This window comes from Streptomyces sp. XY431, assembly GCF_001279805.1.
Taxonomy (GTDB): Bacteria; Actinomycetota; Actinomycetes; order Streptomycetales; family Streptomycetaceae; genus Kitasatospora; species Kitasatospora purpeofusca.
Window position 1 is genome coordinate 88,141 of the sequence record NZ_LGDO01000267.1, and the last position, 14,595, is coordinate 102,735.

The window sequence follows — 14,595 nt, forward strand, 5'->3', positions numbered from 1 at the left end:
GTGCGGCCCTTTCGGGTCTGTGGTGGGGGACGGAACAGCGGTGGGGCCCCGGATCGCGGGACCCCACCGAGGGTTCTTACGGGCGGCGCAGCGCGTCGGCCGCGCCCGCCCCGCCGAGCAGCGACTGGACGCCGTCCAGGTCGCTGCCGCTGGTCGGCTTGCCGCGGACCGCGGGGGCCTGCTGGCCGCCCTTGATCTCGGCCTCCAGCAGGAGCTTGCCGAGCAGCGCCGGGTCGGGCAGCTCCATCGGGTACTCGCCGTCGAAGCAGGCCCGGCAGAGCCGGTCCTTCGGCTGCTTGGTGGCCTCGATCATGCCGTCGATCGAGATGTAGGAGAGCGAGTCCGCGCCGAGGGTGCGGCCGATCTCCTCGATGGTCATGCCGTTGGCGATCAGCTCCGCGCGGGTCGCGAAGTCGATGCCGAAGAAGCACGGCCACTTGACCGGCGGGGAGGAGATCCGGATGTGGACCTCGGCCGCGCCCGCCTCGCGGAGCATCTTCACCAGCGCGCGCTGGGTGTTGCCGCGGACGATCGAGTCGTCCACGACGACCAGGCGCTTGCCCTGGATGACCTCGCGCAGCGGGTTCAGCTTCAGCCGGATGCCGAGCTGGCGGATGGTCTGGCTGGGCTGGATGAAGGTGCGGCCCACGTAGGCGTTCTTCACCAGGCCGGAGCCGTACGGGATCCCGCTGGCCTCGGCGTAGCCGATCGCGGCCGGGGTCCCGGACTCGGGCGTCGCTATCACCAGGTCGGCCTCGACCGGGGCTTCCTTCGCCAGGCGACGGCCCATCTCCACCCGGGAGAGGTGCACGTTGCGGCCGGCGATGGAGGTGTCCGGGCGGGCGAGGTAGACGTACTCGAAGACGCAGCCCTTGGGCTTGGCCTCGGCGAACCGGGAGGTCCGCATGCCGTTCTCGTCGATGGCGATGAGCTCGCCGGGCTCGACCTCGCGGATGAAGGAGGCGCCGCAGATGTCCAGCGCCGCCGTCTCGGAGGCGACCACCCAGCCGCGCTCCAGCCGGCCCAGCACCAGCGGGCGGATGCCCTGCGGGTCGCGGGCGGCGTAGAGCGTGTTCTCGTCCATGAAGACGAGCGAGAACGCGCCCTTGACCTTGGGCAGGACGACCTTGGCCGTCTCCTCGATGGAGAGCTCCGGGTGGCCGGCGAGCAGCGCGGTCACCAGGTCGGTGTCATTGGTCGCGGCCGACCGCCCGGAGCGGGAGACGTGCTCCTCGCCGGGGAGTTCGGCGACCATGGCCGCCAGTTCGGCGGTGTTCACCAGGTTTCCGTTGTGACCGAGGGCCAGGGAGCCGTGCACGGTCGCCCGGAAGGTCGGCTGGGCGTTCTCCCAGACCGAGGAACCGGTGGTCGAGTAGCGGGCGTGTCCGACGGCGATATGCCCGTGCAACGACCCCAGGGAGGCCTCGTCGAAGACCTGGGAGACAAGTCCCATGTCCTTGAAGACGAGAATCTGGGAGCCATTGCTCACTGCGATTCCCGCGGATTCCTGACCGCGGTGCTGCAGGGCGTAAAGGCCGAAGAACGTGAGCTTGGCGACCTCCTCGCCGGGAGCCCAGACACCGAAGACGCCGCAAGCGTCCTGGGGGCCTTTCTCACCGGGAAGAAGATCGTGGTTGAGTCTTCCGTCACCACGTGGCACGCCTTCGAGTCTAGGACAGTCGGCCCGGCCTTCCCGACCCCGGGCGGCCGCTGTTGCGCGGGCCGCTCCGGGTAACGCGCGTAGACAAAACCCCTTACCCGACCCGGATTTCGGCGGTCCCCGATTCGGCGGCGACGCGGTTGCCCTTGCGGTTCGCGCCCGTTGGCGTGTTCCGCGGGCGACGGGGGCTTCGCCCGGCGTTGGTCCGCCGTTCGCCCAACGTGAGCCTGCTCACCCGGGGCCGCGCGCCGCCCGGACGGCCCAGGGGCGGCCCGGGGACCGCCCGGGGGTGACTCAGGGACAGCTAGGGGGCGTCCTGGGTGACCGGCAGCAGCAGGCCCCAGCACCCGGCGTGGACCGTCCAGGTGCGGGCCCGCACCGGGCCGACCGGGTGCCCGTCCGCCTCGTAGCCGAAGCCCCGGCCCGCCACCGAGATGCTGGCCGCCCGGGCGCGCAGCAGGGCGCCGGGGGCGCGGACCACGATCTCCATCACGCCCTCGCCCGCGGCCGCGCCGGAGGGCAGCGTCACCTGGACCACCCGGACCGGCCGGTGGACGTCGGCGAGCAGTCGGCCGTCGGCCTCGACCCGCAGCCGGGCGCTGTGCGCGCCCCGGGCCGGCTCGATCCGCTCCGACCGACCGGACGGCCCGGTCCGGCCCGGGCGGGTGCCCCCGCCGGTCCCACCGGTGTCCTCCGGTCCCGCGCCCGCACCGGTCCGTTCCAGGGTGAGTGCGGTCGCCTGCTCGGCCGCAGCCAGTTTCGCCCATAGCGAACGCCATCCGCCCGGACGCCCCACCGGACGCCGCGCCCCGCCGCCCGAGATCCGCACCCCGCCGAGCGCCACCCCGCCGCCGTCGTCCACCAGCAGGTCCAGCTTCCGGGCCGCCCCGGTCAGCACCGCGCGCGCCGCCGCGACCGGCGCGCCCGGCACCCCGAGCGCCCGGGCCGCCGCCAGCTCCTCCGGCCGGCCGACCGGCACCAGGCCCACCGGGTCGGCGCCCAGCTCACGTTGGCGGTACAGCGCCTGGAGCACCCGCTGCAGCGCGAGGTCGGAACCGATCACCACCGGTCGCCTCCGGCCCCGGTGCGAAAGCACCCGATCGAGCTCGGAAGGCGTCTCCGGACAGGCCACCTTGACGTCCGTCCCACCGGAGAGAACGTCCTTCGCGATCCGCACCGACTCCCCGTCGGACTGCCGGGCCGCCGGGTCGAGGAGCAGGAGAAGCGGCTCCGGGCCGCCGGTTGCGGGCGTGGACAGGGACGACACAACCGGTCCTTCCTCAGGTAATCTCTCGGTGCAAGAGCCCCTTGCGCTATTGCGCCAGGGGCTTCGTCTATCTCGGGGCAGACTGCGGCCTACGCAGGATGCCCCAACCGGAAGGGGTGTACGCCTGTGCCGGCACTCGTGCTCGTTGGCGCTCAGTGGGGAGACGAGGGCAAGGGGAAGGCGACCGACCTCCTCGGCGGCTCCGTCGACTACGTCGTTCGCTACCAGGGCGGCAACAACGCCGGTCACACGGTGGTCATCGGCGACCAGAAGTACGCGCTGCACCTCCTGCCTTCCGGCATCCTCAGCCCGAACGTGACGCCGGTCATCGGCAACGGCGTCGTGATCGACCCGGGCGTGCTGCTCTCCGAGCTCAGCGGGCTCAACGAGCGCGGCATCGACACCTCCAAGCTGCTGATCTCGGGCAACGCCCACCTGATCACGCCGTACCACCGCACCCTGGACAAGGTCACCGAGCGCTTCCTCGGCAAGCGCCGGATCGGCACCACCGGCCGCGGCATCGGCCCGACCTACGCGGACAAGATCAACCGCGTCGGCATCCGGGTGCAGGACCTCTTCGACGAGTCGATCCTCCAGCAGAAGATCGAAGCGGCGCTGCACGACAAGAACCAGCTCCTGGTCAAGCTCTACAACCGCCGCGCGATCCCCGCCGACCTGGTGCTGGAGGAGTACCTGGGCTACGCGGACAAGATCAAGCCGTTCCTGGCCGACACCACCCTGGTCCTGGACGAGGCGCTGAAGGCCGGCAAGGTCGTCCTGCTGGAGGGCGGCCAGGGCACCCTGCTGGACGTCGACCACGGCACGTACCCGTTCGTCACCTCCAGCAACCCGACCTCGGGCGGCGCCTGCACCGGTTCCGGCATCGGTCCCACCAAGATCGACCGGGTCATCGGCATCCTCAAGGCCTACACCACCCGCGTCGGCTCCGGCCCGTTCCCGACCGAGCTGCTCGACGCGGACGGCGAGGCGCTGCGCCGGATCGGTGGCGAGCGCGGTGTCACCACCGGCCGTGACCGCCGCTGCGGCTGGTTCGACGCGGTGATCGCCCGCTACGCGACCCGGGTCAACGGCCTCACCGACTTCTTCCTCACCAAGCTGGACGTGCTGACCGGCTGGGAGCAGATCCCGGTCTGCGTCGCGTACGAGATCGACGGCCGCCGGGTCGAGGAGCTGCCGTACAACCAGTCGGACTTCCACCACGCGAAGCCGATCTACGAGACGCTGCCGGGCTGGACCGAGGACATCAGCGGGGCGAAGACCTTCGCCGAGCTGCCGAAGAACGCCCAGGCGTACGTGAAGGCGCTGGAGGAGATGTCGGGCGCCCCGATCTCCGCCATCGGCGTCGGCCCGGGCCGGTACGAGACGATCCAGATCAACTCGTTCATCTAGGCCTCACGGCTGGGCCTCACGGCTTCCTGTGCAGGGCCCCGCGGGTTCTCCCGCGGGGCCCTGCTCTTGCCCTTCCGGTTTTGCACTAAGGCAGATATCCATTGCATCTAGTGCAGTCACGGGCTACCTTTTCGATCATGACCGCGAAGCTTCCCGCCCCCACCACCCTCACCGGCCGCCACGTCCGACTGGAGCCGCTGGAGCGGCGCCACCTGTCCGACCTGTGGGCCGCCGTCGGCCCGGACCCCGAGGTGTGGCGCTGGGTCCCGTTCAGCGCGCCCACGTCGGAGGAGGAGTTGGGCGCGATGCTGGACATCCGCCTCGGCGAGGTGGCGGCCGGGAACGCCGTGAAGTTCGCCGTGATCGAGCTCGCGAGCGGGCGGGCCGTCGGCATCACCGGCTACTACGCGTTCCACGCGGAGGACGAGCTCGTCGAGATCGGCGGCACCTGGTACGCGCGGTCCGTGTGGCGCACCGCCGTCAACACCGAGTCGAAGCTGCTGCTGCTCACCCACGCCTTCGACGACCTGGGCATGGGCCGGGTGTTCTGGAAGACCGACGCGCTCAACGACCGCTCGCGCAACGCGATCCAGCGGCTGGGCGCGCAGTTCGAGGGTGTCCACCGGCGCGAGAAGCGGCGCGCTACCGGCGTGTGGCGGGACACCGCGTACTTCTCGATGCTGCGCGAGGAGTGGCCGGCCGCGCGGGGTCGGCTGGAGCAGCGGCTCGCCGCCGGCTGAGCGCTACTTGTCCTTCTGCGGCGCCAAGTCCGCTCCGCCGGAGCGTCGTTCCCTCGGCTGACGGGTCGCGATGATCTGCGCCACCACCCCGACGAAGACCACCGACACCAACAGGCCCGTCAGCAACACCACGGCCATCAGCGATCGACCGCCGCCACGGCCCAGACCGCCTTGCCGCACACCCCGATGAGTTCCACACCCCAGTCATCGGCCAAAGCGGCGACGAGGTCAAGCCCCCGCCCGCACGTTCGAGCCACATCCGGCTCGGGTCTGACGGGCGCGGCGGTCGATCCGTCGGCGACGGCGATGTAGAGGCGCCCGCACCGGAGTTCGAGGGAGACGGTGGGTGCTCCGGCGCCGTGGAGCAGGGCGTTCGCGAGGAGTTCGGAGAGGATCAGGCACGCCGCGTCGGGGTCGGCACCGGCTGTGACCAGCAGGTCGCGCAGCAGCCGCCGCACCGCGCCCACCGTTTGGAGGCTCGCGGGCGGGAAGAGGTCGACCCGAAACTCGCGGTCGGGGTCGGCGTCGAGGGGGCGCAGGAGTGGAAGCAACATCGACTGTCTCCAGTCCAGTTGAGGGATGAGATCGGCTACCCGCGCAGGCCCGCCACCCGTGGCTCCGGAGTTCCTGGCGGGACGTCAGGCTGCCCTGCGCCGACGACACTAGGGTTCACGGGGCAATTGTTGCTACTACTTATGGAGCACTTCACCCAATCGAGCTACTCTGTGGACCCGCTGTCCACGGCGCGGCAAACTGCACCGAAAGCACCCACCGAGGAGAGGCACGCATGCCACCACGCCTGTCCCCCAGCGTGCGCCAGCAGCGCCTCGGCTCGGAACTGCGCAGGCTGCGCGAACACGCGGGCCTGACCCCCAAGGCCATGGCGGCGGAGCTGGGCACCGACGTCCCCAAGATCTCCCAGATGGAGAACGGGAAGTCGGGTATCAGCGCCGACCGCCTCCGCTCCTGGGCATCGGCCTGCAAGTGCGCCGATCCACCGCTCATCGAGGCCCTGACCCTGATGACACAGGACCGCGGAAAGCACTGGTGGCACCACTTCCGAGGCCGGCTCCCCGCCGGAATGCTCGACATCGCCGAGCTCGAACACCACGCCGAATCGCTCCTCGTACTGAACACGACCTCGGTCCCGGGCCTGCTCCAGACCAGTCGCTACGCCGCCGCGATGTTCGCCCGCCTGCGGCCGCCGCTGCCGCGCCACGACGCCGACGTACGGACCGCCTTCCGCACCGAACGTCAACAAGTCCTTTCTGCCGGGCGGCCGTTCACGGCGTTCATACACGAGGCCGCCCTACGGATGCAGTTCGGTGGCCCCTCGGTCCTCCGGGAACAGCTCGCCAGCCTGCTCGACGATGCCGAGCGCCCCGGGGTCACCCTCCGCGCGATCCCCTTCAGCGTCGACACCTATCCCGGCTCGGGCGAAGACCTCTTCCTCGCCCGGGGACCGGTTCCCGAGCTGGACACCGTTCAGATCGACCTGACCCAGGGGCCGCAGTTCATCGACTCCGAAGCGGACTTGGCGGCCTACCGCGCCATGATCGCCGAGTCCGACTCCCTCGCCCTCGGCCCCGAGGAGTCCAGCGACTTCATCCGGCGCATCATGACGGACCTGAAAGGCTAGCAATCCCGATGACCGACTGGCAGAAGTCCTCGATAAGCGGCAACAGCAACCAGTGCGTCGAAGTACGCACCGCCGGCGGCCACATCGAGATCCGCGAGTCCGACGCCCCCGAATCGATCGTCGTCACCACCCCCACGAAGTTCGCGCTCTGGCTCGAAGGCGTCAAGCGCGGCGAGTTCGACCACTTCACCCACGCCTGACCCCACCGGCCGACCCCTAAGGAGCCCGACCCCCATGGACACCACCTGGCAGAAGGCCGCCCCCGGCGGCGAGGGCGAGGACGCCCTCGAAATCCGCACCGTCAACGGCATGGTCGAACTCCGCGACCCCAAGAACGACGCCATCATCGTCCGCACCACCCCCCGCAAGTGGGCCGCCTTCGTCCTCGGCGTGAAGGCCGGCGAGTTCGACCACTTCGTCGCCTAGCAACCCCCCTCCTCCCGTTGCCCCCTCGCGAGCCGCGAGGGGGCAACGGGGGCGTGACATCACGGACCCGGCGGACGTTGGCCGTGAACCGCTGCCCCGGTAGGGACCAACGGCTGCGCAGGAAGTCGGAGGGGCCGACTTCCTGCGCGGGCGGGGAGCTTGGGGGCGCCGGGGAAATGGGAGCGAAGGGACGGGGGTGGCTTGGATAGGATTGCGCAGCCCACAGTGGAACGTCGCTCTGGCCGGCCGACCGGGAGTCGGCGACTGTGCCCGGTTCCCGTTGCCGTCCCAGAGCCTGCGCCTGTCACGGCACTCCGGGACAGGGGTGCGTGCGGGAGAAATCGGAGCATCCGAGGATGGCTCGGCACCTGATCACCAGCGCCCTTCCGTACATCAACGGGATCAAGCACCTGGGCAACATGGTCGGGTCCATGCTGCCTGCGGACGTCTACTCGCGGTACCTGCGCCGGCGCGGGCACGAGGTTCTCTACATCTGCGCGACCGACGAGCACGGCACGCCGGCCGAGCTGGCCGCGCAGGAGGCCGGGCTGCCGGTGGCCGAGTTCTGCGCGCGGGCGCACGAGCAGCAGAAGGCCGTGTACGACGGCTTCCGGCTGTCGTTCGACTACTTCGGCCGCAGCTCCTCGCCGCAGAACCGGGAGATCACCCAGGAGATCGCGCGCGAGCTGCACGCCAACGGCTTCATCGAGGAGCGGGCGATCCGCCAGGTGTACTCCAACACCGACGGCCGCTTCCTGCCGGACCGCTACATCGTCGGCACCTGCCCGCACTGCGGCTACGACAAGGCGCGCGGCGACCAGTGCGAGAACTGCACCCGGGTGCTGGACCCGACCGACCTGCTGGAGCCGCGCTCGGCGATCAGCGGCAGCGCCGACCTGGAGGTGCGGGAGACCACGCACCTGTTCCTGCTCCAGTCGAAGCTGACCGGGCAGGTGGAGGACTGGGTCGCCGCGCACGCCGACGAGTGGCCGGTGCTCGCCTCCTCGATCGCCCGCAAGTGGCTGACCGAGGGCCTCCAGGACCGGGCGATCACCCGCGACCTGGAGTGGGGCGTGCCGGTGCCGGCCGATGTGTGGCCGGAGCTGGCGGCCTCGGGCAAGGTCTTCTACGTCTGGTTCGACGCCCCGATCGAGTACATCGGCGCGACCAAGGAGTGGTCGGACGCGGCTCCGGCCGGCGAGCTGCGGGACTGGAAGTCCTGGTGGTACGAGGCCGACGAGACCGTCCGCTACACCGAGTTCATGGCCAAGGACAACGTCCCCTTCCACACCGTGATGTTCCCGGCGACGATCCTCGGCTCGCGCCGGCCGTGGAAGAAGGTCGACTACGTCAAGGCCTTCAACTGGCTGACGTACTACGGCGGGAAGTTCTCCACCAGCCAGAAGCGGGGCATCTTCACCGACGTCGCGCTGGAGCTGCTGCCGGCCGACTACTGGCGCTACTTCCTGATGGCGCACGCGCCCGAGTCGGACGACTCCAGCTTCACCTGGGACCTCTTCGCCTCCGTGGTCAACAAGGACCTCGCCGACACCCTCGGCAACTTCGTCAACCGGGTGCTGTCGTTCAGCCGCAAGCGGTTCGGCGACGAGGTGCCCGCCGGGCACGCCGCGGGCGAGGCCGAGGAGCGGCTGGGCGCGCAGATCGCGGAGCTGCTGGCCGACTACGAGACCCAGCTGGAGGCGCTCAACTTCCGCAAGGCGACGCAGAGTCTGCGCGCGCTGTGGAGCGCGGGCAACGCCTACCTGGACGAGAAGGCGCCCTGGCTCCAGGTGAAGACCGACCCGGAGGCGGCGGCGCTGACGCTGCGCACGGCGATGAACCTGATCCACCTGTACGCGGTGGTCTCCGAGCCGTTCATCCCGACGGCGGCGCAGGCGATGCGCGAGGCGTTCGCGCTGCCGGCCGACGCTCCGGCGCGCACCCTCGACTGGGTGGACGCGGCCGGGGCCCGGGCGCTGGACGCGGTGCCGGCGGGGACGCCGTTCACCGTGCCGCCGGTGCTGTTCGCGAAGATCACGGACGAGGACCTGGCCGCCTGGTCCGCCCGCTTCGGCGGCGGGGAGTGAGCGGGGAGCAGTAGCGCAGGGCACGACCGCTCGGCCGTCCCTCCCGTTCGCGGGGGAGGCGGCCGAGCCGCGTTTCCGGGGCGGCGAGGGCGGCGAGGGCGGCGGAGGCCGGCGCCGGCGCGGGTTCAGCCCAGGGCGCTGCGCGCGGCGCCGAGCAGCGGGGCCAGTTCGGGGGCTTCGACGGCGGCCTCGTCGAGGGCGCCGGTGAGGGCCTCCTCGTAGGTGGCGCGGGCCTCCCGGTGGCGGGTCCGGCCGGCGTCGGTGAGCACGGTGTAGACGCCGCGCTTGTCGTCCGGACAGAGGTCCCGGTAGGTGAACCCGGCGGCGGCGAGGCGGGCGACCAGCCGGGTCACGGAGCTCTGGTTGAGGCCGAGACCGGTGGCGAGCTCCTGCATCCGCAGCTCGGACTTGGGCGCCTCGGCGAGCAGACCGAGGGCGCGGTACTCGGAGAGCCCGAGGCCGTGCCGCCGTTGCAGGACGGTGGCGAGCCGGCCCTCGACCTGGGCGTGCAGCGCGGTGAGCCGGTTCCACATCCGGGCGTCGGCCGCGCCGTCGGGAGCGTCGGACGGGGCCTCGGGCGGACTGGCCGCGGACGGGGTGGCGTCGGGGGTGGTGGGCACGGGGGTCCTCCCTTGCCGGGCTGGGTGGTTGACACAGCTTACTTGTACATGCATGCTCTTGCCCAGCAGAAAGTGTTTGCACATACATGCAACAACTACTCGGGGGGCTCGTCCCATGGCCTGGATCCACCTGCTCGTCGCCGCCGTCTTCGAGGTCGTCTTCGCCCTCGCCACCAACGCCACCCACGGCTTCACCGAACTGGGCCCGTCCCTGCTGACGGCCGCCGCGGCCGCCGGCGGGATCTTCTTCCTCAGCCTCGCGCTGCGCACCCTCGACGTCGGCGTCGGCTACACCGTGTGGACCGGCATCGGCTCGGTCGGCACGGTCGTCCTCGGCACGCTGATCTTCGACGAGGAGATGAACGCCGGGAAGGCGCTCGCCTTCGTCCTCATCATCGGCGGGGTGCTCGGCCTCAAGCTCGCGGACCGGCTGAGCAGCCGCGGCGCCTCCGCGCCGACCACCGGGCCCGCGTCCGCGTCCGCCGCCGCCTGAATCCCGACCGACCCTCCGCACCGGCATCCCCATCAAGGAGTTGAACCGTCATGGCCTGGGCCTACCTGGCAGTCGCCGTCGTCTTCGAGATCGTCTTCGCCCTCGGCACCAACGCCACCAAGGGCTTCACCCGCCTCTGGCCCTCCGTACTCACCCTGACCGCCGCCGCGGGCGGCATCTACACCCTGAGCCTCGCCCTGCGCACCCTGGACGTGAGCGTCGGCTACACGATCTGGACGGGGCTCGGCTCGATCGGCACGGTGCTGTTCGGCGCGCTGATCTTCAAGGAGCGGATCACCCTGCCCAAGCTGGTCTCCTTCGCCGCGATCATCGCCGGCGCGGTCACCCTCAAGCTCTCCTCCGGACTCTGAGCCACCGTCACCCGGGGCGTTTTCACCCGATCGTGGAATCGCCCGGTCGGGGACGGATCGGCAAGACTGGCCGTCCCCGACCGATTCCCGAGGGAGGCGCGGACGATGGACGCCGAGGAGGGGCCACCGGCCGACCAGCCACTGGCCGAGTGGTACGCCGAGCGGGCGCGCCGCCGCCGGGCGCCGGGGACCAGGGACGCGTTCACCCTCGCCCCCGGCCCCCGGCGTGCGGCGCACCTCTTCCAGGACGTGCCGCGTCTCGTGGTCGAGTGGGACGGCCATGCCTGGCAGCCGGTCGCGGTGGCCGAGAACTACGCCGAGGCCTACCCGTTGATCGTCCGCCCCGGGCCGGAGGAGGCGCCGGGGGCGGAGTCCGCGCCGGGGCCGGTGTTCCCGCCGGGGCCGGAGTCCACGCCTGGGCCGGTGTTCCCGCAGGCGGACACTCCGGTGCCGCTGCTGCGGAAGGGCACCGGACGGCACCGCAAGCCCGACCGGTGAGCCCCCGCCGGTGTCCACCGGCGGCCCCGACGCGCCCTACTGCTCGGCGGCCGCCCGGGCGGTGTGGACGGTGATCGCGGTGAGGTAGAAGGCGTCCGGCCGGGCCAGGATGCCGGTGGGCGCCTCCCGGTCCAGCAGCGCGTCCAGGACCGCCCGGTCGTCCGCCTCCAGCCGGGTGTCCAACTGCTCGCGCCGGCGGGAGAGCTGGACGTGCAGGAACTCGCGGGCCGCGGTGTCCAGCGGGGCCGGACGGTCGACCAGGAAGGTCCGGCTGCCGCTCGGCACGAGCCCGGCCCCGGCCAGCATGGCCGGCCAGTCCTCCACCACCGCGACCGCGCCGGGCGTGGCCTCGCGCATCTGCGCGAACACCTCCTCGTGCGCCGCGTCCAGTCGGGCCTGGAGACCGGGACGGCCGAGACCGAGGTCGCGCGGGAGGTAGCGGGCGGGCAGCCCGCGCTCGGCGACGGCCAGCAGGCCGCCGGGGCGCAGCGTCCCGGCCAGGGCGGTCAACGCGGCCTGCTGGTCGCCGAGATGGTGGATCGCGTTGCCGGACCAGATCAGCTCGGCGCTGCCCAGGGTGCCGAAGTCGCCCGGCAGGTCGGCCCGTCGGGTGCCGAGGCGCCCGACCGAACGGATCCGGGCCCGCTCCAGCAGGGCGGCCGACTGGTCGACCGCCACCACCTCGGCGGCCGGGAAGGCGTCCGCGAGCAGTCCGGCGATCACCCCGGGACCGCTGCCCACGTCGAGCACCCGCCGGACGGGGGTGCCGTCGAGCAGTCCGCGCAGCCAGTGCGCGGCCTCGGTGACGGCCGGGGACTGGAGCTCGGCCTCGCGCTCCAGGTGGACGGCGAGGGCGTCCCAGTCGAAGTCGCCGTCGTGGCCGTGCTGGTGGCCGTGGTCGTGGCCGTGCTGGTGAGCGTTCTGGTGCCCGTGCTGCTGGCCGTGCTGGTGGGTGTGCCCGGTCATCGGGTACTCCGTTCCTTCGAGGTGGGTGGTCACCGCGCCGGTGCGGCGGTGGGGACAGCGGTGGTGAGCGGAGCGGTGACGGCGGCGAGCGCACGCTCGGTGTCCTCGTCCACCAGGTCGTGGTTGAGCGCGAAGGCGGCCGCGGCCCCGGCCCCGGCGGCGGTGATCACCTGGGCGCGCGGGTCGGCGACATTGCCCACCGCCCACACCCCGGGCACGCTGGTGCGGCCCGCCCGGTCGGTGCCGACCCAGCCCTGCGCGTCCCGGTCGCAGTCCAGGCCGAACAGTGGGGCGTCCCGGGGCGCCAGGTGCGGGAAGAGGAACAGCGCCTCGCGCGGCACGGCCGAGCCGTCCGCAAGTTCGACGCCGCGCAGCCGGTCGTCCACGACGGCCACCCGCACGACCTCGCCCTCGACGACCCGGACGCCCCGGGCGCCGAGCCGGGCCCGGTCGTCCGCGGAGAGCTCCAGGGTGTGCGCGAGGAGGACCACGTCCGCCGACCACTGGCGGAGCAGCAGTGCCTGCCCGACCGCGCCCGGGGCGGTGCCGAGCACGCCGAGCGGCCGGTCGCGGACCTCGTAGCCGTGGCAGTAGGGGCAGTGCAGGACGTCGCGGCCCCAGCGTGCGGCCAGGCCGGGCAGGTCGGGGAGCCCGTCGCGCAGGCCGGTGGCGACCACCGCCCGGCGGGCCCGCAGGGCCTGGCCGCCGGCCAGTTGGACCTCGAAGGCGGGCTCAGCGGCACCCGGCACCGGCACGATCCGGTCCACCCGGCCGTCGAGCAGATCCACCCCGTAGTCCCTCAGCTCGGCCCGGCCCGCCGCCAGCAGCGCCGCCGGGGCCGTGCCGTCCCGGGAGAGGAAGCCCCGCATGTGGGCGGCCGGGGCGTTGCGCGGCTGCCCCGCGTCGACCACGGCCACCCGGCGGCAGGCCCGGGCCAGGATCAGGGCCGTACTCAGCCCGGCGGCGCCACCGCCGACCACCACCACGTCGTAGCCGCCCTCGGCGGCCCGGACGCGCACGTCGCTGTGTGTGTCGCTCATCGCGATCACCTCCACCGCCAGGCTGCGCCGACCACCGTCGGGGAGGCAACTTTCGTTGCTGTTTCAGCAACACCGCCTGCCCTGCGGAGTGAAGCGCCCCTTGCGTTCGAGCGCACTCCAACTCCTAAGGTCGGCACGGCCGACTCGGCACCCCGGACCTCGGCGCGGACCCCCCGCGACCGCGACCGCTGAACCAGGAGGAACCACCATGCGCTACCGCGTCCTCGGCGGCACCGGCATCGAGGTCAGTACCTACTGCCTCGGCACCATGATGTTCGGCGCCATCGGCAACCCCGACCACGACGACTGCGCCGGGATCATCCACGCCGCGCTCGATGCGGGCATCAACTTCGTCGACACCGCCGACATGTACTCGAAGGGCGAGTCCGAGGAGATCGTCGGCAAGGCGCTGCAGGCCCGCGGCGACCGCGACGACGTCGTGCTCGCCACCAAGGTGCACTTCCCGATGGGCGAGGGCCGCAACCGGAGCGGCAACTCCCGCCGGTGGATCGTCCGCGAGGTCGAGGAGAGCCTGCGGCGGCTGCGCACCGACCGGATCGACCTCTACCAGGTGCACCGGCCGGACCCCGGCACGGACATCGAGGAGACCCTCGCCGTGCTCGGCGACCTGGTGCGGGCCGGCAAGATCCTCGCCTTCGGCTGCTCGACCTTCCCCGCCGAGGAGCTCGTCGAGGCCCACCACGTCGCGGAGCGGCGCGGTCTGCCGAGGTTCCGGACCGAGCAGCCGCCGTACTCGCTGCTCGCGCGCGGCATCGAGCGGGACGTCCTGCCGACCGTGCGGCGGCTCGGCATGGGCGCGCTGACCTGGTCGCCGCTCGCCTCCGGCTTCCTCACCGGCCGCTACCGCAAGGACCGGCCGATCGACATGGCCACCGGTCGCGCCGCCCTGATGCCGGCCAGGTTCGACCCGGCGCTGCCGGTGAACCAGGCCAAGCTGGACGCCGTCGAGGAGCTGACCGCCGTCGCCGAGGGCCTCGGCCGCACCCTGCCCGAACTCGCCCTGGCCTTCCCGCTCGCGCACCCGGCGGTGACCTCGGTGATCATCGGCCCGCGCACCCGGGCCCAGCTGGACGCGGCCCTCAAGGGCGCCGACCTCGTCCTCGACGACGCCACCCTGGACCGGATCGACGCGATCGTCCCGCCCGGCACCAACGTCTACCACCCGGACGGGGTCTGGCAGCCGCGCGCGCTCACCGAACCGGCCCTCCGCCGGAGGCCGGAGACCGACCGCCGGGCGGCCGACTGAGCGGCGGGCGGCTGGGCGGCCGGGGGGTGGGCGGCGGGGGGGCTGAGCGGGGGGGGGGGGCCCGGGGACCCGCCCGGGAGGGCGACCCCCCCGGGGGGGGTGTCCGCCCCC

At 72.3% G+C, this 14,595-nt stretch carries 17 protein-coding genes; 10 read left to right on the plus strand and 7 right to left on the minus strand.

Going from position 1 to position 14,595, the window contains the following annotated elements; all coding sequences use genetic code 11:
• Window positions 1–76: 76 nt before the first annotated feature.
• Both purF and ADK60_RS23350 read right to left on the minus strand, forming a co-directional pair.
• Window positions 77–1,660: an amidophosphoribosyltransferase gene (gene purF / locus ADK60_RS23345; protein WP_053648660.1), complete on the minus strand. Its 1,584-nt coding sequence runs from the start codon at window positions 1,658–1,660 to the stop codon at window positions 77–79.
• Window positions 1,661–1,964: 304 nt separating this feature from the next.
• Window positions 1,965–2,927: a hypothetical protein gene (locus tag ADK60_RS23350; protein WP_063783237.1), complete on the minus strand. Its 963-nt coding sequence runs from the start codon at window positions 2,925–2,927 to the stop codon at window positions 1,965–1,967.
• A gap of 126 nt (window positions 2,928–3,053) precedes the next feature.
• Here ADK60_RS23350 and ADK60_RS23355 point away from each other — a divergent pair, with 126 nt between their 5' ends.
• Window positions 3,054–4,337 (plus strand): adenylosuccinate synthase, encoded by a 1,284-nt coding sequence (locus tag ADK60_RS23355; RefSeq protein ID WP_053648662.1) that lies wholly within the window; start codon window positions 3,054–3,056, stop codon window positions 4,335–4,337.
• Between the two features lie 137 nt (window positions 4,338–4,474).
• The gene (locus ADK60_RS23360; protein WP_053648664.1) at window positions 4,475–5,077 is read left to right on the plus strand and encodes a GNAT family N-acetyltransferase; all 603 of its coding nucleotides are present in this window, start codon (window positions 4,475–4,477) and stop codon (window positions 5,075–5,077) included.
• A gap of 3 nt (window positions 5,078–5,080) precedes the next feature.
• On the opposite strand, the gene ADK60_RS47785 is transcribed toward ADK60_RS23360, so the two are convergent.
• Window positions 5,081–5,209, minus strand: coding sequence for a hypothetical protein (locus ADK60_RS47785; protein WP_286163322.1), 129 nt, complete (start codon window positions 5,207–5,209; stop codon window positions 5,081–5,083).
• 5 nt (window positions 5,210–5,214) lie between these two features.
• The gene (locus tag ADK60_RS23365) at window positions 5,215–5,631 is read right to left on the minus strand and encodes an ATP-binding protein (RefSeq protein WP_053648666.1); all 417 of its coding nucleotides are present in this window, start codon (window positions 5,629–5,631) and stop codon (window positions 5,215–5,217) included.
• A 233-nt stretch (window positions 5,632–5,864) separates the two neighbouring features.
• On the opposite strand from ADK60_RS23365, the gene ADK60_RS23370 reads away from it, so the two are divergent.
• From ADK60_RS23370 to metG, 4 genes are all read left to right on the plus strand, one after another.
• Window positions 5,865–6,716, plus strand: coding sequence for a helix-turn-helix domain-containing protein (locus tag ADK60_RS23370; RefSeq protein WP_053648668.1), 852 nt, complete (start codon window positions 5,865–5,867; stop codon window positions 6,714–6,716).
• Between the two features lie 8 nt (window positions 6,717–6,724).
• On the plus strand, window positions 6,725–6,916 hold the full coding sequence (locus ADK60_RS23375) for a DUF397 domain-containing protein (protein WP_053648669.1): 192 nt from the start codon (window positions 6,725–6,727) through the stop codon (window positions 6,914–6,916).
• A 34-nt stretch (window positions 6,917–6,950) separates the two neighbouring features.
• A complete protein-coding gene (locus tag ADK60_RS23380; protein WP_030392270.1) occupies window positions 6,951–7,142 on the plus strand; it encodes a DUF397 domain-containing protein in 192 nt (63 codons plus the stop codon).
• A gap of 356 nt (window positions 7,143–7,498) precedes the next feature.
• Window positions 7,499–9,229, plus strand: a complete 1,731-nt coding sequence (gene metG, locus ADK60_RS23385) for a methionine--tRNA ligase (RefSeq protein WP_053648671.1) — start codon at window positions 7,499–7,501, stop codon at window positions 9,227–9,229.
• Between the two features lie 125 nt (window positions 9,230–9,354).
• Here the strand turns inward: metG and ADK60_RS23390 are convergent, their stop codons facing one another.
• Window positions 9,355–9,849 carry a MarR family winged helix-turn-helix transcriptional regulator gene (locus tag ADK60_RS23390; RefSeq protein WP_502687448.1) on the minus strand — a complete coding sequence of 165 codons (495 nt, stop codon included), beginning with the start codon at window positions 9,847–9,849 and terminating at the stop codon, window positions 9,355–9,357.
• A gap of 115 nt (window positions 9,850–9,964) precedes the next feature.
• Here ADK60_RS23390 and ADK60_RS23395 point away from each other — a divergent pair, with 115 nt between their 5' ends.
• From ADK60_RS23395 to ADK60_RS23405, 3 genes are all read left to right on the plus strand, one after another.
• A complete protein-coding gene (locus ADK60_RS23395; RefSeq protein ID WP_053648673.1) occupies window positions 9,965–10,342 on the plus strand; it encodes a DMT family transporter in 378 nt (125 codons plus the stop codon).
• Window positions 10,343–10,392: 50 nt separating this feature from the next.
• On the plus strand, window positions 10,393–10,713 hold the full coding sequence (locus tag ADK60_RS23400; protein ID WP_053648675.1) for a DMT family transporter: 321 nt from the start codon (window positions 10,393–10,395) through the stop codon (window positions 10,711–10,713).
• A 105-nt stretch (window positions 10,714–10,818) separates the two neighbouring features.
• Entirely contained in the window at window positions 10,819–11,211 is a 393-nt protein-coding gene (locus ADK60_RS23405) for a DUF6087 family protein (protein WP_053648677.1), read from the plus strand.
• Window positions 11,212–11,247: 36 nt separating this feature from the next.
• On the opposite strand, the gene ADK60_RS23410 is transcribed toward ADK60_RS23405, so the two are convergent.
• Both ADK60_RS23410 and ADK60_RS23415 read right to left on the minus strand, forming a co-directional pair.
• Window positions 11,248–12,177 (minus strand): class I SAM-dependent methyltransferase, encoded by a 930-nt coding sequence (locus tag ADK60_RS23410; RefSeq protein WP_053648679.1) that lies wholly within the window; start codon window positions 12,175–12,177, stop codon window positions 11,248–11,250.
• Window positions 12,178–12,206: 29 nt separating this feature from the next.
• On the minus strand, window positions 12,207–13,217 hold the full coding sequence (locus ADK60_RS23415; RefSeq protein ID WP_053648710.1) for an NAD(P)/FAD-dependent oxidoreductase: 1,011 nt from the start codon (window positions 13,215–13,217) through the stop codon (window positions 12,207–12,209).
• Window positions 13,218–13,425: 208 nt separating this feature from the next.
• Between ADK60_RS23415 and ADK60_RS23420 the strand changes: the two genes are divergently transcribed.
• Window positions 13,426–14,484 (plus strand): aldo/keto reductase, encoded by a 1,059-nt coding sequence (locus ADK60_RS23420; protein ID WP_053648681.1) that lies wholly within the window; start codon window positions 13,426–13,428, stop codon window positions 14,482–14,484.
• Window positions 14,485–14,595 lie beyond the last annotated feature (111 nt).

Coding starts and splice junctions, on each gene's coding strand:
- ADK60_RS23360 (WP_053648664.1), top strand. CDS start 4,475: ATGACCGCGAAGCTTCCCGCCCCCACCACCCTCACCGGCCGCCACGTC.
- ADK60_RS23365 (WP_053648666.1), bottom strand. CDS start 5,631: ATGTTGCTTCCACTCCTGCGCCCCCTCGACGCCGACCCCGACCGCGAG.
- ADK60_RS23370 (WP_053648668.1), top strand. CDS start 5,865: ATGCCACCACGCCTGTCCCCCAGCGTGCGCCAGCAGCGCCTCGGCTCG.
- ADK60_RS23375 (WP_053648669.1), top strand. CDS start 6,725: ATGACCGACTGGCAGAAGTCCTCGATAAGCGGCAACAGCAACCAGTGC.
- ADK60_RS23380 (WP_030392270.1), top strand. CDS start 6,951: ATGGACACCACCTGGCAGAAGGCCGCCCCCGGCGGCGAGGGCGAGGAC.
- metG (WP_053648671.1), top strand. CDS start 7,499: ATGGCTCGGCACCTGATCACCAGCGCCCTTCCGTACATCAACGGGATC.
- ADK60_RS23395 (WP_053648673.1), top strand. CDS start 9,965: ATGGCCTGGATCCACCTGCTCGTCGCCGCCGTCTTCGAGGTCGTCTTC.
- ADK60_RS23400 (WP_053648675.1), top strand. CDS start 10,393: ATGGCCTGGGCCTACCTGGCAGTCGCCGTCGTCTTCGAGATCGTCTTC.
- ADK60_RS23405 (WP_053648677.1), top strand. CDS start 10,819: ATGGACGCCGAGGAGGGGCCACCGGCCGACCAGCCACTGGCCGAGTGG.
- ADK60_RS23410 (WP_053648679.1), bottom strand. CDS start 12,177: ATGACCGGGCACACCCACCAGCACGGCCAGCAGCACGGGCACCAGAAC.
- ADK60_RS23415 (WP_053648710.1), bottom strand. CDS start 13,217: ATGAGCGACACACACAGCGACGTGCGCGTCCGGGCCGCCGAGGGCGGC.
- ADK60_RS23420 (WP_053648681.1), top strand. CDS start 13,426: ATGCGCTACCGCGTCCTCGGCGGCACCGGCATCGAGGTCAGTACCTAC.